Source organism: Streptomyces bathyalis, assembly GCF_015910445.1.
Classification (GTDB): Bacteria; Actinomycetota; Actinomycetes; order Streptomycetales; family Streptomycetaceae; genus Streptomyces; species Streptomyces bathyalis.
Map to the genome: position 1 here is coordinate 4865569 of NZ_CP048882.1, position 25361 is coordinate 4890929.

A 25361-nucleotide genomic window follows, 5' to 3' on the forward strand; every position below is an offset into this window, starting at 1 on the left:
CGGCCGGCGACCGCGAGGGCAGGAGGGCGGGGCCGGGGCTGCTCGCGGAGCGGCTGCTGCTGCTCGCCGGCGCCCCGTACATCGGGCACCGCAGGGGGCGGGCCGACGTACGGGGCTGGGCGAACCCTGCGCGGAAGGGAGCGCTACTTCTTCAGCAGCTCCCGCATCTCCTTGATCTCACCGGTCTGTGAGCGCCTGATGTCGCGGGCCATGGCCTTCGCCGGCTTGTACGAGCCGTCCGACTCCTCTGTGCGTGCCATGTCGACGGCGCCCTCGTGATGTGCCGTCATCATCCGCAGGAATTCGCGGTCGAACTTCTCGCCGGACAGCTTCTTGAGCTTCTCCATGTCCTCGGGCGTCATCATCCCGGCCATGGAGTGACCCGAGTGCGCCGAGTGTTCCTGGCCGGGGGCGGGGACCTTCTCGCCCCACGACTTCAGCCATCCCGACATCTTCTCAATCTCGGGCTCCTGGGCCTTGCTGATCCGCACGGAGAGCGACTTCACCTTCGCCGACTCCGCACGGGACGAGGCCAGTTCGGACATCTCCACGGCCTGGCGGTGGTGCGGGATCATGCCCTGCGCGAAGGAGACGTCGGCTGCGCCCGCGCTCTTCGCGGGCTTCTTTCCGCTGTCGTGGCCCGAGCCGTGGCCGTTGCCGGACGCCTGGTCCTGGCCGCTGCCGCATGCGGCGAGCGCCAGCGCCGCGACGGCGGCGGACGCGGCGGCGGTCACCACGCGGCTGAGGGAAGAACGTTGTGTGCTCATGGTCGTACTGCTCCTGCGTGTCGAAGAGTTGCTGTTTCCGGGTGCACCTGATCGGCGGCGGCCCCGGGACCGCGCCGTGAGGCGCCCCTATATGCGCAGGAGTTGAAGCCGGTGAAGTGAGGGTGGCGCCCGTTCCGCGCCGGTGTCCGGCCGGCACCACCCGTCGAGGTCCTCCTCCGGCTGCGGGCCGGCCGCCTCGATGGAGGCGGGGCCGTCCATGCTCGGGGAGCCGCTGGTGCCGCTCGCCGAACAGGCCGCATCGGCGTGTGCGACGTGCCCGCCCAGCCCGTCGCACTCGCACTGGCCCGCGTGCTCGTCCCCCGGTCCGATGCGCGGGCTCTCACCGTCGGCATCGCCGTGGACGTGAGCGTTGCCGTGGGCGTGGACGTGAGCGGTGCCGTGGGCGTGGACGTGAGCGGTGCCGTGGGCGGCGTGACGGCCTGCGGCGTGACCGCCCGCGGCCGCTGCTTCCGGCGCCGAGTGCGCCGTCGCCCGGTGCGGGTGAGTTTCGGGGGGCGGCGCCGCCCCGAGCCCGTGCATCGCGAGCAGCCCGCACAGGACCGCCATGACCAGCAACGGCAGCGCCCAGGCGCGCCCCTGGAGAGGGGATGCGGGAGACGCCGTCGGGCGGTTGCTGATCACGGACGCATCGTACGGGGACGGATCCGGGCGCAGGCCGAGTTGTGCCCGATGGCAAAGGTTCCTGCCCTCGCCGCCCGTGGCCCCCTCGGTGGACCGGCCGCGCGAGGAGCGCCGTCAGGGGACGCGGGCGCTGAACTGGCGGCGGTACGCGCTGGGCGAGAGGCCCGTACGTCGCCGCAGCTGGGCGCGGAGGTTGGCCGCCGTGCCGAGTCCGCTGGCGCGGGCCACCGTCCCGAGGGCGCCCTGGCCGCGCTCGATCAGCCGGCAGGCCAGCGCGACGCGCTCGCCCGTCAGCCACGCCAGCGGTGTCGTGCCCAGCTCGGCCTGGAACCGCCGGTGCAGAGTGGCGGGGCTGACAGCGGCGCGAGCCGCCAGGCCCGTCACGGTCAGCGGCTCGTCCAGCCGCTCCCGGGCCCACTCGAGTACCGGCGCGAGCGAGGCGTCCCGGGTGACCGGCACGGGACGTTCCACGAACTGCCGCTGCCCTCCGTCGCGGTGGGCGGCGAAGACGAGGCGGCGACTGACCGCGTTCGCCACCTCGGCGCCGTGGTCGCGCCCGATGACATGGAGGCCGAGATCCAGGGCCGCCGCGCTGCCCGCAGCGGTGAGGATGCCGCCGTCCTCGACGAAGAGGACGTCCGGCTCCAGCCGCACCGCCGGGTGGCGGGATGCGAAGAGGTCCGCCCAGCGCCAGTGCGTCGTGGCGCGGCGGCCGTCGAGCACACCTGCCTCGGCCAGGGTGAAGGTGCCCGTGCAGAAGCTGATGAGGCGTGCTCCGCGCCTCGAGGCCCTGCATACGGCCTCCAGCACCGCGCCGCCCGGGCGCACCTCCGGGTCCGGACGGTTCGGCACGATGACCGTGTCCGCCTCGTCCGCCGCGGTCAGGTCCGCCACCCCGGAGAGCGTGAACATCCCGATGTGCATGGGGACTTCGCGGGTCGCGGCACACACCGTGAACTCGTACCAGGGCCGTCGCAGCTCAGGGCGCCGCAGCCCGAAGAGCTCGGTGGCGACACCCAGCTCGAAGGGGTTCGAGCCCTCGTCCACGATGACGGCGACACGATGCGGCCGGGCGGGCCCGGGCGGTTGCGAGGATTCTTGCGCCACATGCGATTCCCAGCACTCCCGTGCCGCGTCCACCAGGGCGACGATGACCTCATGAGAGACGAACCGATCGATCTGAGCACCGCCCTCGCCGGTTTCGACCAGCTGTGGAGCCCGCGCATCGTCTCGCGGGTCAACGACTACGACGTCCGCGTCGCCAAGGTTGCGGGCGAACATCTGTGGCACGCGCACGAGGACACCGACGAGTTCTTCCTCGTGCTCGACGGAGAGCTGAGCATCGCCCTGCGTGACGGCGACGGCGACGACGGGCGGACCGTGGTGCTCGGCAAGGGGTCGGTCTTCGTCGTCCCACGGGGTGTGGAGCACAAGCCGTCCTCGGCCGGGGGCGCCTCGATCCTCCTCTTCGAACCGTCCGGAACCTCGTCCGTCGGCGACAGGCACGACCCCGTACCCGGGCACGTCGACGCCACCACCGGTCACGCCCTGGACTGACGGAGCCGCCCCGGGTCGGGACCCACGACCGTGCCGGACCGGGGCTCGCGACCGCGCGCCGCCGGGTGTGTGACGGGCGGCGCGTGGTACCCACACGCTCATGACGGCGAAGGTGCGGGCGTGTTGGCGGGCCTGACGGGAGTGCTGACGGGCCCGAGGGTACGGAAGGGCTGGGCGGCGCTCGCCGAAGTGCTCGCCTGGTGGGCGGCGCTGACGGGCCTGTGGATGGTGCTGATCACGACCGTGGACCCGGTGGAGAGTGCGGTCGGCGCCACCCTCGCGCTCCCCGCCGCGGTCTGTGCGAGGGCGGCGAGGCGGGCCGCGCGCCAGGAGGTGCTCTCCGGATGAGCACGTCCGACGGCTGGCTCGCCGCCGCCATGGTGCCGCTGCTGTGCCTGGTGCCCGTCCTCCGGTACGTCGCCACGGGCGGCCCGAACACGCGGCTCGTCGCGCAGAACCTCTCCCAACTCCTCGCAGGGCTCACGCTGTTGCTTGCGGCCGAGGGCTTCCGCCGTCCCGACTATCTGGACCTGGCTCTGGTCCTCGCCGTCCTCGCGCCCGCCGGGACGCTCGTGTACGCGCGGTTCCTCGGCGGGCTGCCGCCCGCCCGCATCGTGCGCTGGACCGCGCTGTTCGGGGTGCCGGCCGTCGTCGTACCGCTGTGCGTGGCCGCGGGCCCCGGCCGGGAGGCCGTGAAGGTACTGGTGATCGGCGGCCTGCTGCTGGCGGGGGCACTGGTCACGAGCGGAGGCTCACAGCTCAGTTCGGAGTCCGGCGTCCCGGAGGAGGCTCCGGCCCGTGACTGACGCGCTCATCGTCGTGGCTTTGCTCCTCGTCGCCGTGACGGCGACCGCCGCCGTCCTGAACCGCGAACCGCTGCGTCAGGCGCTCGTGCTGTCCTTCCTCGGCCTCGCGCTCGCCCTGCTCTTCGCCTTCGTCCAGGCGCCCGACGTCAGCCTGTCGCAGCTCGCCGTCGGCTCCGCGGTGACGCCGCTGATGATCGTGCTGACGGTGCGGAAGGTACGGGGCGGATCCGGCAACGACGCCCGCAAGGAGGAGGAGCGTTGACGCGGCGCGGCAGGCTCGTGCTCTTCCTGGCCGCGGCGGCCGTCGTGGCGGTGCTCCTCGTCGCCGCCTTCCTCGGACTGCCGCAGTTCGGCGGCAGCCACCACCCCTACGGCGACCGCGCCGTGCGCGCGGCGTTCGCGCACCACACGGCCAACGCCGTCGCCGCCGTCAACTTCGACCAGCGCGCCTTCGACACCCTCGGCGAGGAGTCGATCCTCTTCGCCGCCGTACTCGGCGCCATGGTGCTCCTGCGCCAGACCACGGGGGAGCGGCGGCGGCCGCCGCGCCGCGCCCGGGTCTCGCCTCCGATCCGCCGCCTCGGCATGGTGATGCTGCCCGTCGCGCTCCTCGTCGGCCTGTACGTCGTGGCGCACGGCCAGATCACCCCCGGCGGAGGGTTCCAGGGCGGAGTCGTCGTGGCGACGGCCTTGCATCTGCTCTATGTGGCCGCGGACTACGGGGCGTTGGAGCGCATCCGGCCGCTCTCGCCGTACGAGATCGGGGACGCGGCCGGCGAGGCGGCGTACGTCGTCACCGGCATCTCGACGGTCCTGGCGGGCTCGGCGTTCCTCACCAACGTCCTGCCGTTGGGGACGTTCGGGACGCTGACCTCCGGCGGCACCGTCGTCCTGCTCAACGCCGCCGTGGGCATGGAAGTGGCCTGCGGCGTGGTGGTGCTGCTGGCCTCCTTCCTCGACCAGGCGGTGGAGATCGAGGCGCCCCCCGGCAACAACGGCGCCGGTCCCGCCGAGGCAGCGGGAGGGGGTGGGAACGCATGACCCTGCTGCCCTATCTCGTCGCGGGCTGGATCTTCCTCATCGGCGTGTACGGCCTGGTCACCAGCCGCAACCTCATCCACACCGTCGGCTGTCTGTCCGTGACCCAGTCCTCGACGTACGTGCTGCTGCTCGCCATCGGCTACCGCGACGGCGGCACCGCGCCGGTCTACGCGGCCCTGCCCAAGGACGCCCGCGTCGTGGACCCCGTCGTGCAGGCCCTCACCCTCACCGACATCGTCGTGGGCGCCACCGTGACGGCGCTGCTGCTGGCCCTCGTCACCCAGCTCCACAAGCGGCACGGCACCGTCGACCCGGACGAGCTGCTGGCTCTCAAGGGCTGACGGGGGTGTCGGCGGGATGAACGTGTCGCGGCTGCTGCCGCTCGTCGTCGTGGTGCCGATGCTCGGCGCCGCCGTGCTCGCCGCGGGAGGCCGGCGGCTGCCGCGCATCGCCTCGGACAGCCTCGGCGTCTTCTTCGCGGCGGTCTCCGCCGTCCTGTCCGCGGTGGTGCTGGCGGGCGGTACCCACGAGGGCCCCTACGTCGTGGAGTGGCTGGGTGGCTGGCGACCCGGTGCCGGGGGCCAGGGTGTGGGGATCGTGCTGGCAGGCGAGCCGGTCTCCCTGGGTCTCACCGCGTTCACGTCGCTGCTCGTCGTCGCCGTACTCGTCTACTCCTGGCGGTACTTCGAGGAGCCCCCGCGGCGGCGCACCGGCTCCTTCCCCGCGCTGATCCTGCTCTTCCAGGCGGGCATGTGCGGCTTCTGCCTCACCGGGGACCTGTTCAACTCCTTCGTCTTCTTCGAGCTCATGGGCGTCGTCGCGTACGCGCTCACCGGATTCCGCGTCGAGGAACCGCGTCCGGTGCAAGGGGCGCTCGCCTTCGGCATCGTCAACTCCCTCGGCGGCTACGCGATGCTGATGGGTATCGCGCTGCTCTACGCCCGCACCGGCGAACTGGGCTTCGCCCAGGTCGGGCGGGCGCTCGACGGGCAGCGGGCCGACGCCCTCGTCCTGGCGGCCTTCGTACTCTTGGCGGCCGGACTCCTGGTGAAGGCGGCGGCCGTGCCGTTCCACTTCTGGCTGCCCGACGCCCACGCCGTCGCACCCACGCCCGTGTGCATGCTGCTCTCGGGCGTCATGGTGGAGCTGGGCGTCTTCGGCGTCGCCCGCCTCTACTGGACGATCTTCGCCGGGCCCGGAGGCCTGCCGCCGGAAGCCTTCACCCGCGCCCTCGTCACCGTCGGCGTCCTGACCGCCCTGCTCGGGGCGGTGATGAGCTGGCGGCAGCGGCACGTGAAGAGGCTGCTCGCCTTCTCCACGGTGTCGCACACGGGCCTGTTCCTCATCGGCGTCGGCCTGCTGACCCCCGAAGGAGTCGCGGGCACCTCGCTGTACGTACTGGCCCACGGAGCCGTCAAGGCGGCCCTGTTCGCGTGCACCGGCATCCTGCTGGACCGCTATGCCTCCGTCGACGAGCACGAGTTGTACGGGCGGGCACGTGAACTGCCCTTCACCGGCGCCATGTTCGTCCTCGGCGGGCTCGCCGTCTGCGGAATGCCCCCGTTCGGGACGTCGCTCGGCAAGGCCGTGGCGGAGGAGGCCGCGGGCCACACGGGCCACTGGCTCACCGCGGTGTTCGTGCTCGTCTCGGCGCTCACAGGCGGCGCGATTCTGCGGGCGGGCGTGCGCATCTTCGCCGGAGCCGGACCGCGACCGGACGGGACCGGGGGCCCCGGCGGTCAACCGGACGCGCAGGAAGGCACGCAGGAGCCCGTGACCGGCCCCCTCACCGACGGCGGCGAACAGCCCGAGACCGCGGGCCGGCTGCGGCGCATCCCGGGCCCGATGCTCGTGGTGCCGGCCGGGCTGCTGGCCGCGGCCCTCGCGGCGGGGCTCGTACCGCAGTTGGGGGACGGCGCCGGCGACGCGGCACATCTCTTCGCCACGCACGACCTCTACGAAGCCGCGGTCCTGGACGGTGTCACCCCGCACCCCGAAGGCGGCCCGCCCGCGCACTGGAACACCGCCGGCGTCCTGCTCGGGCTGCTCTCGACCGCGCTCGGTGTGGGGATCGCGGTGCTCGGCGTGCGGCGGCGTCCCTACCCGGGGATCGGCGATCGTCTCCTGGCGCCCCTGCGCCGCCTGCAGTCGGGGCACATCGGCGACTACGTGGCCTGGACGGTCGCGGGCCTCGCGCTGGTGACACTGCTCACCGCCCCCGGCACACACATGCTGCCCTGAGAGCCGCTCAGCTGCACCGTCTCCAGCAGGCCCCGGCCCCCGGGTTCTTCAGTCGTTCGGCGCAACGCCCCGGCCGCGATGCGGCACGTGTGGAGGACCTGGAGCGCGGTACAAGAACGGAACCAAGACGGAACCACGCCCCGCTTTTCTTCGTTCTTGACACTGGAGTAGCGTGCTGTTTTTGCTAACGCATTACTCTGAAGGCTAGTGCCGTGCCGTGCGGCCATGGAGGAGTGAGATGAGGAGCAGCAACCCGGTCTTCTCGCGACGGGGGTTCAGCCGCTCAGGCGGCTATGCCGGTTTCGACGCCGGCCAGCAGCCGCAGGCCGGGAACCCGTACGCGAACAGCCCTTACGCGAACAACCCTTACGCCCAGCAGCAGACGCAGGCAGTCGGTCAGCCCTACGGGGCTCCGCCGGCCACTCCGCCGCAGACCGGCGTCATGACGATGGACGACGTCGTCGCCCGCACCGGTATGACGGTGGGCCTCGTCGTCGTCATGGCCGCAGTGGCCTGGATCACGGATCTGGCACTGCCGCTCGCCATCGGTGCCGGCCTCGTCGCGATGGTGCTGGCGCTCGTCCAGTCCTTCAAGCGCAAGGCCGTGCCGCCGCTGATCCTGGCGTACGCGGCGCTGGAAGGCCTCTTCCTCGGCGCGATCAGCAACTTCGTCGACAGCTACATCGCGGACGGCGCGGCGATGCAGGCCGTGCTGGGCACCATGGCGGTCTTCACCGCGGTGCTGGTGATGTACAAGACCCGGATCATCCGGGTCACCCGGCGCTTCTACCGCTTCGCGATGGCCGCCGCCATCGGCTTCGTGCTGCTGATGATGGTGAACCTGCTGTTCGCGGTCTTCGGCGGCGGTGACGGCCTCGGCTTCCGCAGCGGTGCGATGGGCGTCCTCTTCGGGATCGTCGGCATCCTGATCGGCGCGCTCTTCCTGGCGCTCGACTTCAAGCAGGTCGAGGACGGCATCTCCTACGGCGCACCCCGCCAGGAGTCCTGGCTGGCCGCCTTCGGTCTGACGCTGACCCTCGTGTGGATCTACCTCGAGTTCCTGCGACTGATCGCGATCCTTCAGGGCAACGACTGACGGACGCACCGAAGGGGCCCGGAGGCGGTGACGCCTCGCGGGCCCCTTCGTATGTGCTGATCCGGATCAGTTCCGGAAATCCAAGAGATCCTGGGGAGGCCGGTTACAGATGGCGCGCAGCGCGCCGCAGGTCGTACTCGTGAATGATCGCTTTCGCGTGGCCGTACGCGAGGTTGTGCTCGCCGCGCAGCCAGCTCACCTTCTCCTCGAAGCGGAAGAGGGAAGGGCCTTCATCTACAGTCCGCAGCCATTCGGATACTTCACGGCCGGTGCATTGAGGGATGCGGGTGAGCATGTTCCGGTGGGTCTCTTCGGAGAAGATCTGGGACATCGGCGCCTCCGGACGCTGCCTTATGGAGTCCTTCCCGCCAAGGTGCCTGAGTAACGGGACGATGGCAACAGTGTGTCGGGGGCGCATACGCTTGCGGGGTGCTCGATACAGCCCCATTGATCTCCGCGGTGCAGCCTGCGGCGGACCGTCTGCGGACCCTTCCGGAGAGCGCTCTGCGCAGGGGAGCAGCGGCCGAAGGACTGGCCCTGGCCCGCGAGTTGGCGGTGCGGGCACAGCGTCTGGAGTTCCCGGGACGCCCCCCGCTGGAGCTGCCGGACGTGGGGGTTTTCGCCGTCGGCGACCAGCTGTTGGTGGCGGCACACGATCTGGCGGAAATTCTCTGCGAAGTTGACGCCGATCATGAACTGGCCGACGCCGTCGGCCTCGTTCAGCTCGCCACCGTGCGTATCGCCGCGGCTGCTACCGGGAAGCGATGACCCGGTCCGCGAGCAGATAGGCGGTGCGGCCCTCCCCGTAGGCGAAGGTGAGGGCGTACGCGCCGGAGACGGTGGAGCCCCCCATCAGCACCGGGACGTCCCCGTCCCGCAGCGCCGCGCACAGGGCCTCGGCCGTCTCGCGGTGGCCGGGGGAGAGGCACACGGTCGTGCCGTCCTGGAAGAGATAGACGTCCAGCGTGCCCAGCGGGCCCTGCCGCACGTCCGAGAGCGGCGTACGGGCGTCCGCCAGCTCCGCCAGCCGTCCCACGGTCCGCTCGTGACCGGCGGCGTTCCTGGAGCGCAGCGGCGTCTGCGCCGGTAGGGCGGGTTCGCCGCGGAGCGTGAAGTCCGGCTCCGAAGGGTGACGGCGGCGGGCCGCGGTCACGCCGGGGGTCTCCTGCCCGTCCTGCGGACCGGGCTGCTGCTCCAGCGGTTCCACGGATTCGAGATCGTCGCCCAGGTCGCGCTCCACCTGCCGCGGTACGAAGATGCCCGGCTGGGGCATGTCGCGGTCGCGCAGTTCGCGCAGGTTCTCCAGTACGTCGTCGTCGACGCGGCCCTTGAGAAGGGCGTCGAGGACGGGAGCTATCTCGTACTCCGTGCCGCGGTCGGCCAGCGTCGCGTCGTGCACGTGCGTGCCGTCGCTGCCGCGCTCCTGCGCCGCCCACATGGCACGGGCCTCCGCCAGCTCACGCTCACGCTCCTCCGCGATCGCCTCGACGACGATGCTCCGGATCTCCTCGGCGGAGCGCGCGTGCGGAACCCTGGCCCCGCGTTCGGGGGTGCCGCACTGCGCGCACTCGTCGAGGCGCCGGCGCAGGCCGCGCGCCGAATGCAGGGCGGCGCCCCCGACCGCGGCGGCCGTGACCGCGGTCGCGAGCAGCAGCAGAGATATCGCGCTCACTGACGTTCTCCTGGTTCCGTCGGTCCCCCTGGACGCTTGCTCGATTTCCCCAGCGGCTTCTCCCGGCAGAGCACGGGAGAAGCCCGGGGGCGAGTCGACCGTAGTCCCAAACGCCATGAATAGGACAGAGGTGAACTGATACCTCCACAGCCCCGCTCGTCGTGAGCAGGAGAAACACTCAGCTCCAGGGGGATAAATCACATCTCCTGCACGTCAGCTGAGGCGTTCCAGCACCATGGCCATGCCCTGGCCGCCGCCGACGCACATGGTCTCCAGGCCGAACTGCTTGTCGTGCCAGCGCAGCGAGTTGAGCAGCGTCGTGGTGATGCGGGCCCCCGTCATGCCGAAGGGGTGGCCGACGGCGATCGCGCCTCCGTTGACGTTGAGCTTGTCCAGGTCGATGCCGAGGTCCCGGTAGGAGGGGATGACCTGGGCGGCGAACGCCTCGTTGATCTCGACGAGATCGATGTCGCCGATCGTCATCCCGGCACGGGCCAGGGCCTGCTTGCTGGCCTCGACCGGGCCGTAACCCATGATCTCGGGAGAGAGGCCGGAGACCCCGGTGGAGACGACGCGCGCCAGCGGCGTCAGCCCCAGCTCGCGCGCCTTGGTGTCGGACATGACGACCAGCGCCGCCGCGCCGTCGTTGAGCGGACAGCAGTTGCCCGCCGTGACCAGGCCGTCGGGACGGAAGACGGGCTTGAGGCCCTCCACGCCTTCGAGCGTCACACCGGCACGCGGCCCGTCGTCCTTCGACACCGTTCCGTCCGGAGTGGTGACGGGCGTGATCTCCCGCTCCCAGAAGCCGTCGGCGATGGCCTTCTCCGCCAGGTTCTGCGAGCGGACCCCGAACTCGTCCATGTCCTTGCGGGTGACGCCCTTGAGGCGGGCCAGATTCTCCGCGGTCTGCCCCATGGCGATGTAGACGTCGGGGACCTGCCCGCTCTCGCGCGGGTCCTCCCATCCCGAGCCGCCCTTCTCGGCGCGCTCGGCGGTACGGGCCTCCGCGTCGGCGAAGAGGGGGTTGTGCGTGCCGGGCATCCCGTCCGAACTCCCGTTGACGGAACGGGAGACGGTCTCCACGCCGGCCGAGATGAACACGTCGCCCTCGCCCGCCTTGATGGCGTGCAGCGCCATGCGGGTCGTCTGCAGCGACGAGGAGCAGTAGCGGGTGATGGTGCAGCCCGGCAGGTGGTCCATGCCCATCTGCACGGCGACGACGCGGCCCAGGTTGTGCCCCTGCTCGCCGCCGGGCAGACCGCAGCCGAGCATCAGGTCGTCGATCTGGGTGGGGTCGAGCTCCGGCACCTGGTCGAGGGCGGCCTTGATGATCTGCGCGGTCAGGTCGTCGGGCCGTACGTCCTTCAGCGACCCCTTGAAGGCGCGTCCGATGGGCGAGCGGGCGGCAGAGACGATCACTGCTTCGGGCATCACGGCTCCAGAGGGTCGGCAGAGCGGTTTCCTGCGGGAAGCTACCTCCCCGTAGCCCCGGGGTCACGGGCCGCACGGTGTGATGCCGGACTCTTTTCTAAGCGCTTGCTTTCCACCGTCCGGAGCGTGGAGGGGGCTGCTGTCAACGGTAGGCGTGTGCGGTGGCCGAGCGGGACGGGAGCTCCCCTGCCTCCCGGCGGGACCCTCGGCTCCCCTCCCTCGGCGGGCCGGCCGCGGCGGCCGAACGCCCGCTGCCCGGCGCACAGTTGAGGAGCCCGCACCGGAGGCACGTGCCCGGCGGGCCCGCGCCGGATCCGTCCCCGTCCCCGGCGGCGGCCGGTGCCCCCTGGCGCCCCGGGGTGTACGCAGGACCGGACGGCGGGCGGAGCCGTACGGCCCGACCGCCGGCTCTAGAGAGCCTCTTCGTGCGCCGCCTCGACCTCTTCCGCCGGAGGCAGCCGGCGCCTGCGGCGGTGCTTGAGCAGGGCCCACGGGCCGCGGACGGCCGTGACCTCGGTGCCGCCCTCGGCGACCGCCTCCGCCGCCGCCCGTGCCACCGGCAGGATGCTCTCCCGGCGCGCGGCGTCGGGCCGCTCGTCCTCCGTAGGCCACAGGCCCAGCGACGCGCACAGGGTCGGCAGTATCGCCATCGCCGCGGTCGCGTAACCCTCGGCCGAGGGGTGGTAGTTGTCCGGGCCGAAGAGCTCGCGGGGGTGCGCCGCGAACTCGGGGCCGAGCAGGTCGCCGAGCGAGACCGTACGGGCGCCCTCCTCGACGACGGCGATGGTCTGCGCCGCGGCGAGCTGACGGCTCAGGCGCCGCGCGACCCACCGCAGGGGCTGGCCGACCGGCTCGACGGAGCCCAGGTCGGGGCACGTGCCGACGACCACCTCGCACCCGGCGGTACGCAGCCGCGCCACCGCGTCCGAGAGGAGCCGCACCGCTCGGGAGGGCGGCATCCGGTGCGTGACGTCGTTGGCGCCGATCATGATGACGCAGACGTCGGGCGCGTGGTCGAGGTCGTGCTCACTCAGCAGCAGGGTGACCTGGCGCTCCAGGTCGTCGGACTGGGCGCCGGGCAGGGCCACGTTGCGCAGTTCCACCGGGCGTTCGGCGACGGCCGCGAGCGCGGAAGCGAGCAGCGCGCCCGGCGTCTGGCGGGGGAGGTGCACCCCCTGGCCGGCCGCCGTGGAATCGCCGAGGAAGGCGAGCCGCACGGCTCGTCCCGGGTGGTGTCCCGCGAGGGCGGCGCCGTAGACACCGTCGGCCTTGGGGGGTTCGTCGTCCGAGCCGCCGATCTTCCGCTTTGCGAGCTGCGCCTCGGCGAACAGCAGTCCGACGGCGGCGCCTCCGAGCAGGCTGAGGCCACCGCCGCCGTATGCGGCCGCGGTCGCAATCCGCCGTGCCACTCTTGCGCTCGCCGCCTTCGACATCGGCATCTCTCTGGTCCGCCTCCCGCTGATGGTTCTGGGTGCTGGTGCTGGTGCTGGTCCTACTGTGCTGCGCGTTCCGTGTGCGTTGTACTGCGTGGACAGTGACGTCTGTGACACCGGAGCCCGCGCCGATCCGTTCCCGCTACCGCCGGGCGGTGACCCGTCGAATGGTGCTGGGGTGCATGAAGAGGCACCGTGGTTGGGTAGTCGGTGTGAGCGCTCGGTGCGCGTCCTGTGACGTGCGGGTTGAGCGCTCCTAACACTGTGTTGCCCCGTGGGGACCGCTCTGCAACCTTCGCAACGGGCCTCCGGTGTGCGCGTGTTGCGCAATATCGTGACGGTAAGGGCACGCAACGACGCTGCCCACGGACGCGCGGAGACCACGTTGCAGTATCACGAGTCCATGATCGACCTTGTCGGCAACACCCCGCTGATCAAGCTGAACAGTGTCACGGAGGGTATCCGTGCCACGGTTCTGGCGAAGGTCGAATACTTCAATCCCGGCGGTTCTGTGAAGGACCGGATCGCGCTGCGGATGATCGAGGCGGCGGAGGCGTCCGGCGAACTCCGTCCGGGCGGCACCATCGTCGAGCCCACCTCCGGCAACACCGGTGTCGGACTCGCCATCGTCGCTCAGCAGAAGGGCTACCGCTGTCTCTTCGTCTGCCCCGACAAGGTGTCGACGGACAAGATCAATGTGCTGCGGGCGTACGGCGCCGAGGTGGTCGTCTGCCCGACGGCCGTCGACCCGGACCACCCCGACTCGTACTACAACGTCTCGGACCGGCTCGTGCGCGAGACCCCGGACGCGTGGAAGCCCGACCAGTACAGCAACCCCAACAACCCGCGCTCTCACTACGAGACGACGGGCCCCGAGCTGTGGGAGCAGACGGAAGGGCGGATCACCCACTTCGTCGCGGGCGTCGGCACCGGCGGCACCATCTCCGGAACGGGCCGCTATCTCAAGGACGTCAGCGAGGGCCGGGTCCGGATCGTCGGTGCCGACCCGGAGGGTTCCGTCTACAGCGGCGGATCCGGCCGCCCGTACCTGGTCGAGGGCGTCGGCGAGGACTTCTGGCCCGACTGCTACGACCGCGGTGTGGCGGACGAGATCGTTCCCGTGTCCGACAAGGACTCCTTCCAGATGACCCGTCGCCTGGCCAAGGAGGAGGGCCTGCTGGTGGGCGGCTCCTGCGGCATGGCCGTCGTGGGCGCGCTGGAGGTCGCGAAGAAGCTCGGACCGGACGACGTGGTCGTGGTGCTGCTGCCGGACGGCGGCCGTGGCTACCTCAGCAAGATCTTCAACGACGAGTGGATGAACGACTACGGCTTCCTGGAGGAGGGCGAGGCCACCGACGTGCGCGTCGGTGACGTGCTCCGTCACAAGGAGGGCCCGATCCCCTCGCTCGTGCACATGCACCCCGAGGAGACGGTCGGCGAGGCCATCGAGGTGCTGCGCGAGTACGGCGTCTCGCAGATGCCGGTGGTCAAGCCGGGGGCCGGGCACCCGGACGTGATGGCCGCGGAGGTCGTCGGCTCCGTCGTCGAACGGGACCTGCTGGACGCGCTGTTCGCGCAGCGTGCCTCGCTGGGCGACCGCCTGGAGAAGCACATGAGCGAGCCGCTGCCGCACGTCGGCTCCGGCGAGTCGGTGGGGGACCTGATGCCGGTCCTCGAAGGCGCCGACGCCGCCGTGGTGTTGGCGGAGGGCAAGCCGGTCGGTGTGGTCAGCCGGCAGGACCTGCTGGCCTATCTGGCGGGGGGCACGAAGAAGTGAGGCCGGCGGGGCCGTGAACACCCGGAAGTCCCCGCGGTGGCCCTGGCGTCCGGGCGGCCGCGAAGTGGCGAGAGAGTGTCACGGCCCCGAAACGTGCGGTTGACAGACGGTCGGCACAGTGGTCTGTGTCGGCGTCGAGGAACTCCGGAGCGGCTCCCGGACCCGGACGCCGGGACGCGACCGGTCCTGACCGGCGTGTATCCCCGCGGGGGGCTGCCGTTCGTCCCGCCCCGGTGTCCGCACCGGGGTGCGGCGGCCCCCCGCTGCAGGACCCCGCTTCGTCGGCACAGCCCTCGTCGGCACGGCCCCTGTCGGCAAAGCCCTCGTGGGCGTCTCCGCCCGGGCCCCGGCTCCCGGCTGCCGCCCGTGCGGGCGGCAGTGGCGGCGGCCCCGGTGCCGGCCGCTCAGTCCCAGTCGCTCTCCTGCCGGCGCTCCTCCTTGGCCCGCCGGAAGGGATTCCAGTTCCCCTGCACCGCGTTGACGCCGACGATGCCGGCCCAGCACACCAGCAGGCCCGCCAGCCCCGTGTTGACGGCGGCGATGGCCGAGAGCGGCACGGCGAGCACCAGCGAGGCGACCGCCAGGAGCCGCGCACCCATGCCTTCCGGATACGACGGCGAACCGCCGCCCGTCTGCGCCCGGGCGCCCCCGCGGGCCACGACCATCTGCTGCTCCGCCATCCGGCGGCGCATCCGCTTGTCCACGACCGTCTCAAGCCGGTGGTCGAGCTTTTCCAGGAAGGAGGCGATGAGTTCGTCCTCGTACTCCTTGCCCAGCTCCCTGCGGGTCTGAAGGGTCGCGTCGAGTTCGCGCGTGAGCTCGGGGTCGCGGGTGTCCATGTCTGGCACGCTACGCGCGCGGGCCGTCCCCGGCAGTGGTGCCAGCCCCCGTATCCGCGGTCGGCCTGCCCCCACCTCCGCCTGCGCCGGCGGCGGTTTCCGCGTCGTCCGGTCCGAGGATCGTGCGGTCCGGGATGTGGGAGGTGTCGTGCCGTGCGAGCAGCCAGTAGAGGACCGCGGGCACGGCCAGCCCGACGATCCAGGAGATGTCGGCGCCGCCCAGCGGGCCCACGAAGGGGCCGGTGTAGAAGTGCGTTGCCAGGAACGGGAATTGGGCGAGCAGGCCGATGACGTAGACGCTCAGGGCCCGCCACCGCCAGGCACCGTAGCGGCCCGCCGGGTCGCTGAACGCCGGCAGGTCGTACCGCTCCTTCGCGATCAGGTAGTAGTCGACGAGGTTGATCGCGGACCAGGGCGTGAAGGCGGTCAGCAGGAAGAGCAGGAAGTCCTTGAACGAGGTGAGGAAGCTGTCCTTGCCGAGAAGGGCGAGCGCCGTTCCGGCGACCATGATCCCGCCGATGTAGGCGGCGCGTGCCCGCTGCGAGAGCACCGCCTGGCCACGGAAGCCGCTCACGCTGGTGACCAGCGACATGAAACCCCCGTAGGTGTTCAGGACGTTGATCGTCAGCTTGCCGAGCGCGATCACGAAGTAGAGACCCGAGGCGATGATTCCGGCCCCGCCCAGGCCGACGATGTACTCGACCTCGTGGCCGGTGAAGCTGCCCCCCGCGGCGGCCGCGGCGAGCGCCCCGAAGGTCATCGACCACTGCGAGCCGATCCCGGTGCCGGCGAGGGTCCACCAGAACGTGGCACGCGCGGACGTCGAACGCGGCAGGTAGCGCGAGTAGTCGGCGACGTAGGGCCCGTACGCGAGTTGCCAGGAGGCGGCGAGCGCAACTGCCAGCAGGAAGACGGGGAGTTCGAAGGCGCGGTCGGCGAGCAGGCCGCCCAGGCCGGCGCGTTGCAGGAGCCGGAAGCCGAGGTAGACGAAGGCGAGCGCGCAGATCAGCGAGGCGAGTCGGCCCAGGGTGTGGATGAGGCGGTAGCCGACGGCCGCGCCGATCCCGGTGACGAGGGCGAAGAGGATGATGCCGGCCGTCTCGCCGAGCCCCGTGAGTTCGCCGACCGCCTGCCCGGCCAGCACGCTGCCGCTCGCGAAGAAGCCGACGTACATCACGATGACCAGCGCCAGCGGCACGATCGCGCCCCGCACCCCGAACTGCGCCCGGGAGGAGATCATTTGGGGCAGGCCCAGCCTCGGCCCCTGGGCGGAGTGCAGGGCCATCACCGCGCCGCCCAGCACGTTCCCGAGGGCGAGCCCGGTCACCGCCCAGAGCGGGCCCGCGCCGAAGACGACCGCGAGCGCACCCGTGATGACGGCGGTGATCTGGAGGTTCGCGCCCAGCCACAGCGTGAACTGGCTGAAGGCGCTGCCGTGCCGTTCGCCGTCCGGTACGACGTCGATCGAGCGGCGTTCCACGAGGGACTCCGCGCGGGGTGTGGGCATCGTGCTCGTCCTGCCTCTCTTGTTCCGTTCCGTTCCGTTCGGCGGACCTTCGGACCTCCTGGCCTTCGGGCTCTCGGGTCTTCGGACCCGACTCAGGACGGCGCCGCGGGGCCGGCGTCACTCCCTGGTGAGGTGATGCTCGGCGGCCCAGTCCGCGGCGACGTCGTCGGGGTCCTTGCGCTCCACGTCGACGAGCCTGTTGAGCTTGCTCAGTTCAGCGGTCGTCAGCACGGCCCCGAGCCGGGCCAGCGCCTTGCGCACGGGAGCGTCGGCCACGGCGCTGCGCACCACCGGGACGATGTGCTGCGCGGGCACCATGTGCCGGGGGTCTTCGAGCACCACCCAGTCGTTCCTGCTGATGTCGGCGTCGGTGCTGAAGAGGTTGGCGATGTCGACGTCGCCCTTCTTCAGAGCTCCCTTGACCAGGGGTCCCGACGCGTCCAGCGCCTTGAACTCCTTGAAGGTGACGTCGTACCGCTCACGGAAGCCGACGAGGCCGACGACCCTGGTCTTGTCCTCGGCCGGACCGCCGAAGACCAGGTCGCCGTCGGTCTTCTTCAGGTCGGCGTAGCTCTTGAGGCCGTGCTTGCGGGCGGTCTCCCGCGTGACGACGAAGACGTCCTTGTCCTCGGCCGCCGCGTACGGCAGCACCTCCAGCGAGGCCGGGAGTTCGGCCGCGAGGGCGTTCTGAAGCTCCCCGGCCTCGGTCTCCTCGGCCTTCTTCTCGAAGTGGAGCAGCAGATTGCCCTGGTACTCGGGCAGCAGATCGATGTCTCCGCCCTCGATGGCGGGAACGACGACTTCGCGGGAGCCGAGGCTGGGCTTCACGGTGGCCTTCACGCCGCTGCCGCGCAGGGCCTCGGCGTAGAGGTATCCGAGTATCTGGTTCTCGGTGAAGTTGGCGGTGCCGACCACGAGTCCGGCTCCGCTGTCCGCGGATCCGGAGCCGTCCGTGCGCTTGCCCTTGAGCGAGGTGATGCCGCTGGAACAGGCCGCGAGGGCGGGAGCCGCGGCCGCGGCGGCGAGCCCCGTGAGAACGGCCCGGCGGCGCGGGCGGTAATTGCTGGGCATGGCTTCTCCGTAGCGTCGTGTCAGCGTGCGTCGGCGGGCCGGTTGCGGAAGAGGGAGCGCTGCAGACCGGCCATCGCCAGGTCGAGCAGGACGGCGACCAGGGCGACGAGGACCGCCCCGCCGAGGACCTGGACGAGGTCGCGCTGGGCGAGCCCGTCGAAGATGTAGCGGCCGAGTCCGCCGAAGCTGACGTACGCGGCGATGGTCGCCGTGGAGACGACCTGGATCATGGCCAGCCGGAGTCCGGTCATCACCAGGGGGAGCGCGAGGGGGAGTTCGACCTTGAACAGCACCTGTGGGCCCGTCATGCCGACGCCTCGAGCGGCGTCGGTGACGTCCGGGTCGACGGCCGTCATGCCCGCGTAGGTGTTGGTGACGATGACGGGGACTGCGAGGGCGATCAGCGCCACATAGACGGGCCACATGCTCAGCCCGCCCGCGAGAAAGACCAGGGTGACCAGACCGACCGTGGGCAGGGCGCGACCGAAGCCCGCCAGGTTGATGGCGAGGAACGCGAAGCGCCGCGTGTGCCCGATGAGGAGGCCGAGGGGGAGGGCGAGTGCGGCACCGGCGAGGGTCGCCAGCAGGGAGTACTCGAGGTGTTCGAGCAGCCGCACGGCGATGCCTTCGGGGCCCTGCCACTGGGCGGGACCGGTCAGCCACCGCGCGAGGTCGGCGAGGAGCTGAAGCATGGATCAAACCTCCTCGGGCTTCGTGCGGGGGACCGCGCCGGTCCTCTTCGTGCGGGCGGCCGTGGTGCGGTGCCGGGTCCACGGCGTGCACAGGTACTGAACGGTGACGAGGAGGCCGTCCGCGAGCACCGCGAGCAGCAGGGTCAGCAGCACACCGGCGATCACTGGGGTGGTGTAGCTGCGCTGGAAGCCGTCCGTGAAGAGCTGGCCGAGTCCGCCGTAGCCGATGTAACTCGCCACGCTCACCAGGGAGATGGTCATGACGGTGGCCACCCGCACGCCCGCCATGATCACCGGAAGGGCCAGCGGCAGTTCCACGGTGAGCAGGGTCCGCAGCGGCCGTGAGCCCATGGCGAGGGACGCCTCGCGGGCGTCGGCGGGGACGCTGTCCAGGCCCTCGACGGTGTTACGGATCAGCACGACCAGGGTGTAGATGGTCAGGCCGGTGATCGCGGTGCTGCGGGTGAGGCCCGTGACGGGCAGCAGAAGGACGAAGAAGGCCAGCGAGGGGATGGTGAACAGGACGTTGGAGACTCCGAGGATCACTCCGCGGAGCATCCTCACCCGGTGGGCCACGACCGCCAGGGGCAGCGCGATCACCAGTCCGCACAGCACCGCGGGTACGGCTATGGACAGGTGGTCGAGGGTGAGCACCGTCATGTCGCCGATGTGATCGGGGAACCAGCCCCAGTCCACGGCCGTCACGAGGCCGCCTCGGTGGTCCGGACGTCTCCGCCGTCCGTCCCGTCCGTGCCGTCAGTGCCGTTCTGGCCGGACCGGTCTGCGGCTGCGTCTGCGCGGGACCGGCCGCCGCCGTCGGTGCCCGCCGTCGCTGTAGCGGCGTGGTGTGCGGCGGCACGCTCGTGCAGCGCGGCACGCGCCGTGATGCCGCGGAGCACGCCGTCCCCGTCCACACGGGCGACCGCCCTGGCCGGCGAGGTGACGGATTCGTCGAGCGCGGCGAGTAGCGAGTCCTCGTCGCGCAGCGGTCGCAGGGGCAGCAGTTCCGCGTCTGCGGCGGTGCCGCCGGCGGGCAGGTGCCCGGCGTCGAGCCAGCCGACCGGAGTCCCGTCGGGGGCGACCGCCACACGCCAATCCCCTTCGCCGGCGGCGCTGTTGGAGCTGCCGCCGGCGGCGCGGATGCCCGAGACCGGCTCGTCCGTGCGGACCGGAGTGACGGGCTCGTGCGGCACGTCCGCCTCTCCGAGCGTGGTGAGGGAGAGCAGCTTGAGCCCGCGCTCGGCGCCCAGGAACCCGGCGACGAAATCGTCCGCGGGCCGGGTCAGCAACTGTGCGGGAGGCGCGCACTGCACGAGCCGGCCGCCGGTACGGAAGACGGCTATGCGGTCACCGAGCCGGACGGCCTCGTCGATGTCGTGGGTGACGAAGACGACGGTCTTGCGCAAGTCGCGTTGCAGCCGAAGCAGTTCGTCCTGCAGTTGGGTCCTCACGACCGGGTCGACGGCGCCGAACGGCTCGTCCATCAGCAGAACCGGCGGATCGGCGGCGAGTGCGCGTGCCACACCGACGCGCTGCTGCTGGCCGCCGGAGAGCTGGTGCGGGTAGCGACTGCCCGATCCGGCGTCCAGGCCGACACGTTCGAGCAGTTCGGCCGCGCGGCTGCGGGCCTTGCGGCGGCCCCAGCCGAGCAGCAGGGGAACGGTGGCGACGTTGTCGAGGACGGTCCGGTGCGGGAAGAGCCCGGACTGCTGGATCACATAGCCGATGTTTCTGCGGAGCTCGGCGGCGTCCGATTCGCGCACGTCGCGCCCGGCCACCCGCACGGTGCCGGCGCTTGGATCGACCATCCGGTTGATCATGCGCAGGGTCGTGGTCTTGCCGCACCCGGACGAGCCGACCAGGACGGTGAGGTCGCCCTCGGGGAGTTCGAGTGTGAGGTCGTCGACGGCGGTGGTGCCGTTCGGGTAGTGCTTGCTGACCGAGTCGAAGCTGATCATCCGGAGTCCCTTGCCCGACTGCATATAGTCATGCACAGTCGTGGGGGTGTGAATAGTTGTCAAGGGCCGGGTGTGAAAGGCGCGTGACCATTGCCCGCCATGCGGATGGCTGAGCAGCGGTGACCATGCCGGGAAACCATGGGTGGGAGGAGGTCGACTCGGATGTCGTCTCAGATCGTGGACACCGCACGGAGTGTGACCCCGGACGGCCGGACACTGAATACGGCGGCCGTCGTCGAGCTCGCCCATGGCTCCGCCGCTCTCGGTGAACCCGATCCGGAGTCGCTCGCCCGCGTCGAACGCTCCTGGCACGCCGCCCGCGAACTCGCCCTCGCCGGACGGGTCTACGGCCGTAACACCGGAGTCGGCGCCAACCGCACCGCCGCCGTGCGTGCCGACGGCGACGTCGATGTGGACGCCACCGCCGAGGGCCACGGACTGCGGCTGCTGCGCAGCCACGCCGGTGCCGTCGGCAGCCCGCTCCCCGCCCGCGAGGTGCGGGCCATGCTCACCGTCCGCGCCAACCAGCTGCTCGCCGGCGGCGCCGGACTCAACCCGCAGATCGTGCTCGCGCTTCTGGAGGCGGTACGCAACGGCGCGCACCCTGTCGTACGCGAACACGGAGCGGTCGGCACCGGAGACCTCGCCGCACTCGCCCAGACCGGACTGGCCCTGCTCGGCGAGCAGCCCTGGACCGGCGGTCCCGCACCGCGGACAGTCGCACTGGACGGCAACGACGCGCTCGCCTTCATCAGCAGCAACGCTCTGACTCTGGGCCAGTCCGCGCTCGCCCTCGACGAACTGTGCAGGCTGCAGAACGCCTCACTCGTCGTCGCCGCCCTCTCCCTCCTCGCGGTCGGCGGCTCCTACGAGGCGTACGCCGAACCCGTGCACAGGGAGCGCCCGCACCCCGGATCCGTCGCCGCCGCCGCCCGGATGCGCGTGATTCTCGGCGCCCCCGCACGGCCCGGGCCGCCCAGCGGGCGCATCCAGGACCCGTACGGATTCCGGTGCGTGCCGCAGATTCACGGGCCCGCGCTGGACTCCGCCGACACGCTGGCCGGCGTGCTCGAGGTCGATCTCAACGCGGCCGCCGAGAACCCCCTGATCAGCGCGGACGCCCAGGGCGTGTACGGGGCACTGCACCACGGCAGCTTCTACGCGGCACACGCCGCCTCAGCGCTCGACGGCCTCCGCCTCGCCGTGCTGCAGACGGCCCGGCTGTCCACGGCCCGGCTCGTGTCGCTCGTCGAACCCGGCATCACCGGGCTGCGTCCCTTCCTCAGCGAGGACACACCCGCCAGCTCCGGAGTGATGATCCTGGAGTACGCCGCCGGCGCCGCCCTCGCCGAGCTGACCTCGCTGGCCCAGCCGGCCTCGCTCGGCCACGCGGTGCTCTCCCGCGGTGTGGAGGAAGTGGCCAGCTTCGCCTCACTGGCCGCCCGGCACGCCCTGCGGATGCCCGAACACCAGCGGCAGGTACTGGCGTGCGAACTCGTCGCGGCGATACGTGCGTTGCGGCAGCGCGGCACGGTCCCGGACCCGGGACTGCCGGTCGGCCGGGCCTATGAGCTGGCGGCTGCCGAACTCGAGCCCGAGATGGCGGACCGTCCGCTGTCCGATGATGTAGATGTGGCCGTCGGTCTGCTCGACCGGCTCTCCGCGCTGTGAACGCGGGCCCCGGGCCCGCGGCCCTCGGGCGCGGCCGCCACAGCAGACCGACCGAACGCAGGAGGACGGGATGAGCAGCGCGAGCGCGCGACTGCTGAAGCTCTTCGAGGGGCACAGGCTCACGCCGACACAGCGCCGGATCGCACACTGCATGGTCCGGCAGGCCGGTGACGCGCCCTTCCTCTCCAGCGTCGAACTGGCCGAGCTGGCGGGGGTGAGCCAGCCGTCCGTCACCCGCTTCGCCGTGGCTCTCGGCTTCGACGGCTATCCGGCGCTCCGCCGGCATCTGCGCGAATCGGCGCCCGAGGCGACGGGGGCAGGAGGGGCCGCAGGCGAACAGGACGCCGAGCCCGACCCGTACAACGCCTACCAGCAGGCAGTGCACGCCGAGATCGACAATCTGCGGCACCTGGCGGCGCTGCTCGCCGACCCCGCTCCCGTCGAGCGCGCGGGCCGGCTGCTCGCCGCGAGCCCCACGCTGCCCGTGCTGGGCCTGCGCGCCGCCTCGGCGCAGGCGCGCGGCTTCGCCTACTTCGCCGCCAAGGTCCACCCCGACGTGCGGCTGCTGGACGAGGGCGGAAGCATGCTCTCCGACCGCATCGACGGGTGCGTACGCGCCGGAGCGGACGTGCTGCTGTGCTTCGCCCTGCCACGCCACCCGAAGGAGGTCGCAGAGGCGCTCGATCACGCACGCGCCGCGGGCCTGCGGATCGTCACCGTCGCCGACAGCGCCTTCGCACCCGTCGCACACCCCGAGGATCTGCTGCTCCCCGCGGCCGTCGGAACGGGACTCGTCTTCGACACGGCCTGTGCGCCCATGCTGCTCGGGCGGGTGCTGCTGGAGGCGATGTGCGACGGGCTGCCCGAGGCCCAGTCCAGGCTGGAGGAGTTCGACGCGCGGGCGGCGGACCGCGGGCTGTTCCTGGAGTGAGCGCGCGGCGGAACGGAGCGGCGGGGCGCGGCCGAACGACGCCGTCGGGTCCGGCGGCCGCACCCGACGGCCCTACGCCTGTGCCGCCCGGCCCTCCGCGCCGCCCCTGTCCTGGCCCCGCCACGTCCCGTACGGGTCGCGGCCGAGGAACGCCACGAGGCGGTCGCTCGGATCGGCCTCCGCCGGGACCCTGATCGGCGCACCGAAGAGCGGATGGCGCGCCTCTGGCCTGGGCACCAACTGACGCGCGGTGCGCATCAGTTCGGTGGCGAGCGCCGCCGGCACGGGCCGCGGCAGCCCCGTGGCCTGAGCGATGTCCCACCCGTGCACGGCGATCTCCAGTGCTCCCGTACGGGCGAGGGCCGCGGCCGTCAGGGGCATGTCGTCGATCGCCACGAGCCGTCCCGCCGGGCTGCCGGAGCCGGCCCATGCCCCCATCAGCCGCGAGGCCGCGGCCCGGAACGCCGATGCCGGGTCGTCGGCTCCGCGGCCGACCCCGCCCCCGGCAGGAGCGGGGGGCGGTTCCAGGCCGACGTATCCGTCCTCGATCCCCTCGCACAGTGCGGCGAGCGAGTCGCTGGTGTGCCACAGAAGCGCCCGCAGGTCCCAACGGCCGCATGGCGTCCGGCGGTTGAGCGCCGGGGCCGTCACCGGCCGTACGGCGCACAGCGCGTATCCGAGCGCCCGCTCCAGCAACGCGGCGCCGGCGTTCGGCGTGCCGTCATCCATCGCCCGCCCGCCTGCCTTCTCCGTGTCCGCCGGCCGTCCGGTCGGTCCGGCCGTCCCCTGTACCGACCGGCCCGGAGACGCGAACTCATCGGCGTCGCGCGGCGATTCCCAGGAACGCCCTGTTCACGGCCCACAGCGCGATGCCGAGCGCAACGAGGACTCCCGCCCGTACGTACACGTCCGCCGCACGGTCGGCGAGCGGGCTTGCCAGCAGGATCGTGGCGACCGCGCCCACGACGGGCAGCACGGTCGGAGTGCGGAAGTGGTGGTGCTCCACCCGCTCCTTGCGCAGTACCAGGACGGCGATGTTGACGACGGCGAAGACGCACAGCAGCAGGAACGAGGTGGTGTCGCCGAGCCCCTCGATCTCGCCGGTGGAGACCAGCGCGACGGCGAGCAGCGTGACGAAGACGATGCCCACGACCGGGGTGCGGCGGCGTGGCAGCACCCGCCCCATGACGGCCGGAAGGATGCCCTCGTTGGCCATGCCGTAGCACAGGCGTGAGGCCATCATGATGTTGATCAGCGCGGAGTTGCTGACCGCGAAGAGGGCGATGACGGCGAAGAGCTCCGGCGGGAAGCTCACCCCTCCCGCCTTGACGACCTCCAGCAGCGGCCCGGTGGACTTCTCCAGCACCCGGAAGTCGACCAGCAGCGACGAGATCAGCGCCACCAGTACGTAGATGGTGCCCGTGACGGCGACGCCGATGAACAGCGCACGGGGGAAGCTGCGGCTGGGATCGACCGTCTCCTCCGCCATGTTGACCGAGTCCTCGAAGCCGACGAACGCGAAGAATCCCAGGGCCGCCGCTCCCATCACGCCCGTCAGCACCGCGTACCCGGTGCCGCCCGTCGTGTGGATCTCGCCGAGCCGGCCGGGGTCGCCCTCGCCCGCGAACACGGCGTACACACCGATCGCGAGGACGATCACCAGCCCCGTCAGTTCGACCAGTGTGAGCACGACGTTGGTCTTCACCGACTCCGAGACGCCACGCAGGTTGAGCGCCGCCAGCGCGAGGACGAAGAGGATCGCGATGAGCGTGGACGGCGCGTCCACGAGTGCCGACAGATAGTCGCCCGCGAAGGCGAGGGCCGCCGCGCTCGCCGACGACAGGCCCGAGCACATGACCATGAACGCGACGATGAAGGTCAGGAACGGCATCTTGAACGCCCGCTGGGTGTAGAGCGCGGCGCCGGCTGCCCGCGGGTATTTGCCGACGAGTTCCGCGTAGGAGGCCGCAGTCAGCAGCGCCACCGCGAACCCGATCACGAACGGCAGCCACAGGGCCCCGCCGACCTTCCCTGCGACCTTCCCCGTGGTGGCGTAGATGCCCGTTCCGAGGATGTCGCCGATGATGAAGAAGACCAGCAACTTGGGGCCGATGGCGCGGACGAGGGGTGTCCCCCCGGCGGGCGCGCCGTCGGAGGGGGTTTTTGCATCGGGGGTTTCGTGAGACTCCGGCATGGGCTGAAGCTTCCCACCGCCCACGATCATCAAGG

The 25361-nt window shown here is 71.6% G+C and carries 27 protein-coding genes; 12 read left to right on the forward strand and 15 right to left on the reverse strand.

Annotated features, from left to right (window positions below):
* Positions 1-143: 143 nt before the first annotated feature.
* The 3 genes from G4Z16_RS21185 to G4Z16_RS21195 form a co-directional block, all read right to left on the reverse strand.
* Positions 144-767, reverse strand: coding sequence for a DUF305 domain-containing protein (locus G4Z16_RS21185; RefSeq protein WP_197352284.1), 624 nt, complete (start codon positions 765-767; stop codon positions 144-146).
* An 87-nt stretch (positions 768-854) separates the two neighbouring features.
* Complete coding sequence (locus G4Z16_RS21190) at positions 855-1409, reverse strand: DUF6153 family protein (protein ID WP_197352285.1); 555 nt, start codon at positions 1407-1409, stop codon at positions 855-857.
* Positions 1410-1523: 114 nt separating this feature from the next.
* Entirely contained in the window at positions 1524-2516 is a 993-nt protein-coding gene (locus G4Z16_RS21195; protein WP_197352286.1) for a helix-turn-helix domain-containing protein, read from the reverse strand.
* 51 nt (positions 2517-2567) lie between these two features.
* On the opposite strand from G4Z16_RS21195, the gene G4Z16_RS21200 reads away from it, so the two are divergent.
* The 8 genes from G4Z16_RS21200 to G4Z16_RS21235 all read left to right on the forward strand — a co-directional run bounded on the left by G4Z16_RS21200 (position 2568) and on the right by G4Z16_RS21235 (position 8150).
* Positions 2568-2966: a cupin domain-containing protein gene (locus G4Z16_RS21200; protein ID WP_197352287.1), complete on the forward strand. Its 399-nt coding sequence runs from the start codon at positions 2568-2570 to the stop codon at positions 2964-2966.
* Positions 2967-3086: 120 nt separating this feature from the next.
* Positions 3087-3314, forward strand: a complete 228-nt coding sequence (locus G4Z16_RS21205) for a hypothetical protein (protein ID WP_343070875.1) — start codon at positions 3087-3089, stop codon at positions 3312-3314.
* A complete protein-coding gene (locus G4Z16_RS21210) occupies positions 3311-3772 on the forward strand; it encodes a monovalent cation/H+ antiporter complex subunit F (protein WP_197352288.1) in 462 nt (153 codons plus the stop codon). The genes G4Z16_RS21205 and G4Z16_RS21210 overlap by 4 nt, the downstream gene beginning before the upstream one ends.
* Positions 3765-4034 (forward strand): Na(+)/H(+) antiporter subunit B, encoded by a 270-nt coding sequence (locus tag G4Z16_RS21215; protein ID WP_197352289.1) that lies wholly within the window; start codon positions 3765-3767, stop codon positions 4032-4034. Before G4Z16_RS21210 ends, G4Z16_RS21215 begins: the two co-directional genes overlap by 8 nt.
* Positions 4031-4813 (forward strand): MnhB domain-containing protein, encoded by a 783-nt coding sequence (locus tag G4Z16_RS21220; RefSeq protein WP_197352290.1) that lies wholly within the window; start codon positions 4031-4033, stop codon positions 4811-4813. Before G4Z16_RS21215 ends, G4Z16_RS21220 begins: the two co-directional genes overlap by 4 nt.
* On the forward strand, positions 4810-5154 hold the full coding sequence (locus G4Z16_RS21225) for a sodium:proton antiporter (protein ID WP_197352291.1): 345 nt from the start codon (positions 4810-4812) through the stop codon (positions 5152-5154). Before G4Z16_RS21220 ends, G4Z16_RS21225 begins: the two co-directional genes overlap by 4 nt.
* Before the next feature lie 16 nt (positions 5155-5170).
* Entirely contained in the window at positions 5171-7054 is a 1884-nt protein-coding gene (locus G4Z16_RS21230; protein ID WP_197352292.1) for a complex I subunit 5 family protein, read from the forward strand.
* A 238-nt stretch (positions 7055-7292) separates the two neighbouring features.
* On the forward strand, positions 7293-8150 hold the full coding sequence (locus G4Z16_RS21235) for a Bax inhibitor-1/YccA family protein (protein ID WP_197352293.1): 858 nt from the start codon (positions 7293-7295) through the stop codon (positions 8148-8150).
* Positions 8151-8253: 103 nt separating this feature from the next.
* Here the strand turns inward: G4Z16_RS21235 and G4Z16_RS21240 are convergent, their stop codons facing one another.
* Positions 8254-8481 carry a DUF4287 domain-containing protein gene (locus tag G4Z16_RS21240; RefSeq protein WP_028437044.1) on the reverse strand — a complete coding sequence of 76 codons (228 nt, stop codon included), beginning with the start codon at positions 8479-8481 and terminating at the stop codon, positions 8254-8256.
* Between the two features lie 98 nt (positions 8482-8579).
* Here G4Z16_RS21240 and G4Z16_RS21245 point away from each other — a divergent pair, with 98 nt between their 5' ends.
* On the forward strand, positions 8580-8918 hold the full coding sequence (locus tag G4Z16_RS21245; RefSeq protein ID WP_197352294.1) for a hypothetical protein: 339 nt from the start codon (positions 8580-8582) through the stop codon (positions 8916-8918).
* Here G4Z16_RS21245 and G4Z16_RS21250 read toward each other — a convergent pair.
* From G4Z16_RS21250 to G4Z16_RS21260, 3 genes are all read right to left on the reverse strand, one after another.
* Complete coding sequence (locus G4Z16_RS21250; RefSeq protein ID WP_197352295.1) at positions 8902-9822, reverse strand: hypothetical protein; 921 nt, start codon at positions 9820-9822, stop codon at positions 8902-8904. The genes G4Z16_RS21245 and G4Z16_RS21250 overlap by 17 nt on opposite strands.
* A gap of 213 nt (positions 9823-10035) precedes the next feature.
* Positions 10036-11253 (reverse strand): acetyl-CoA C-acetyltransferase, encoded by a 1218-nt coding sequence (locus G4Z16_RS21255; protein ID WP_197352296.1) that lies wholly within the window; start codon positions 11251-11253, stop codon positions 10036-10038.
* Between the two features lie 410 nt (positions 11254-11663).
* Positions 11664-12692, reverse strand: coding sequence for an SGNH/GDSL hydrolase family protein (locus G4Z16_RS21260; protein ID WP_197352297.1), 1029 nt, complete (start codon positions 12690-12692; stop codon positions 11664-11666).
* 379 nt (positions 12693-13071) lie between these two features.
* Here G4Z16_RS21260 and G4Z16_RS21265 point away from each other — a divergent pair, with 379 nt between their 5' ends.
* Positions 13072-14463, forward strand: coding sequence for a cystathionine beta-synthase (locus tag G4Z16_RS21265; RefSeq protein WP_197354808.1), 1392 nt, complete (start codon positions 13072-13074; stop codon positions 14461-14463).
* A 404-nt stretch (positions 14464-14867) separates the two neighbouring features.
* On the opposite strand, the gene G4Z16_RS21270 is transcribed toward G4Z16_RS21265, so the two are convergent.
* The 6 genes from G4Z16_RS21270 to G4Z16_RS21295 form a co-directional block, all read right to left on the reverse strand.
* The gene (locus G4Z16_RS21270) at positions 14868-15302 is read right to left on the reverse strand and encodes a hypothetical protein (protein ID WP_197352298.1); all 435 of its coding nucleotides are present in this window, start codon (positions 15300-15302) and stop codon (positions 14868-14870) included.
* 10 nt (positions 15303-15312) lie between these two features.
* Entirely contained in the window at positions 15313-16809 is a 1497-nt protein-coding gene (locus tag G4Z16_RS21275; RefSeq protein WP_197352299.1) for a purine-cytosine permease family protein, read from the reverse strand.
* Between the two features lie 117 nt (positions 16810-16926).
* Positions 16927-17880 (reverse strand): ABC transporter substrate-binding protein, encoded by a 954-nt coding sequence (locus tag G4Z16_RS21280; protein ID WP_197352300.1) that lies wholly within the window; start codon positions 17878-17880, stop codon positions 16927-16929.
* Between the two features lie 20 nt (positions 17881-17900).
* Entirely contained in the window at positions 17901-18572 is a 672-nt protein-coding gene (locus G4Z16_RS21285; protein ID WP_197352301.1) for an ABC transporter permease, read from the reverse strand.
* Positions 18573-18575: 3 nt separating this feature from the next.
* Positions 18576-19232 carry an ABC transporter permease gene (locus tag G4Z16_RS21290; RefSeq protein WP_197354809.1) on the reverse strand — a complete coding sequence of 219 codons (657 nt, stop codon included), beginning with the start codon at positions 19230-19232 and terminating at the stop codon, positions 18576-18578.
* A gap of 41 nt (positions 19233-19273) precedes the next feature.
* Entirely contained in the window at positions 19274-20530 is a 1257-nt protein-coding gene (locus G4Z16_RS21295) for an ABC transporter ATP-binding protein (RefSeq protein WP_197352302.1), read from the reverse strand.
* A gap of 162 nt (positions 20531-20692) precedes the next feature.
* Between G4Z16_RS21295 and G4Z16_RS21300 the strand changes: the two genes are divergently transcribed.
* Positions 20693-22201 carry an aromatic amino acid ammonia-lyase gene (locus G4Z16_RS21300; protein WP_197352303.1) on the forward strand — a complete coding sequence of 503 codons (1509 nt, stop codon included), beginning with the start codon at positions 20693-20695 and terminating at the stop codon, positions 22199-22201.
* A gap of 70 nt (positions 22202-22271) precedes the next feature.
* Positions 22272-23132: a MurR/RpiR family transcriptional regulator gene (locus G4Z16_RS21305; protein WP_197352304.1), complete on the forward strand. Its 861-nt coding sequence runs from the start codon at positions 22272-22274 to the stop codon at positions 23130-23132.
* Positions 23133-23204: 72 nt separating this feature from the next.
* On the opposite strand, the gene G4Z16_RS21310 is transcribed toward G4Z16_RS21305, so the two are convergent.
* Together G4Z16_RS21310 and G4Z16_RS21315 are read right to left on the reverse strand one after the other, a co-directional pair.
* Positions 23205-23861, reverse strand: a complete 657-nt coding sequence (locus tag G4Z16_RS21310) for a TIGR03086 family metal-binding protein (RefSeq protein WP_197352305.1) — start codon at positions 23859-23861, stop codon at positions 23205-23207.
* An 85-nt stretch (positions 23862-23946) separates the two neighbouring features.
* Positions 23947-25326, reverse strand: coding sequence for an APC family permease (locus tag G4Z16_RS21315; protein ID WP_197352306.1), 1380 nt, complete (start codon positions 25324-25326; stop codon positions 23947-23949).
* Between the last annotated feature and the right edge of the window lie 35 nt (positions 25327-25361).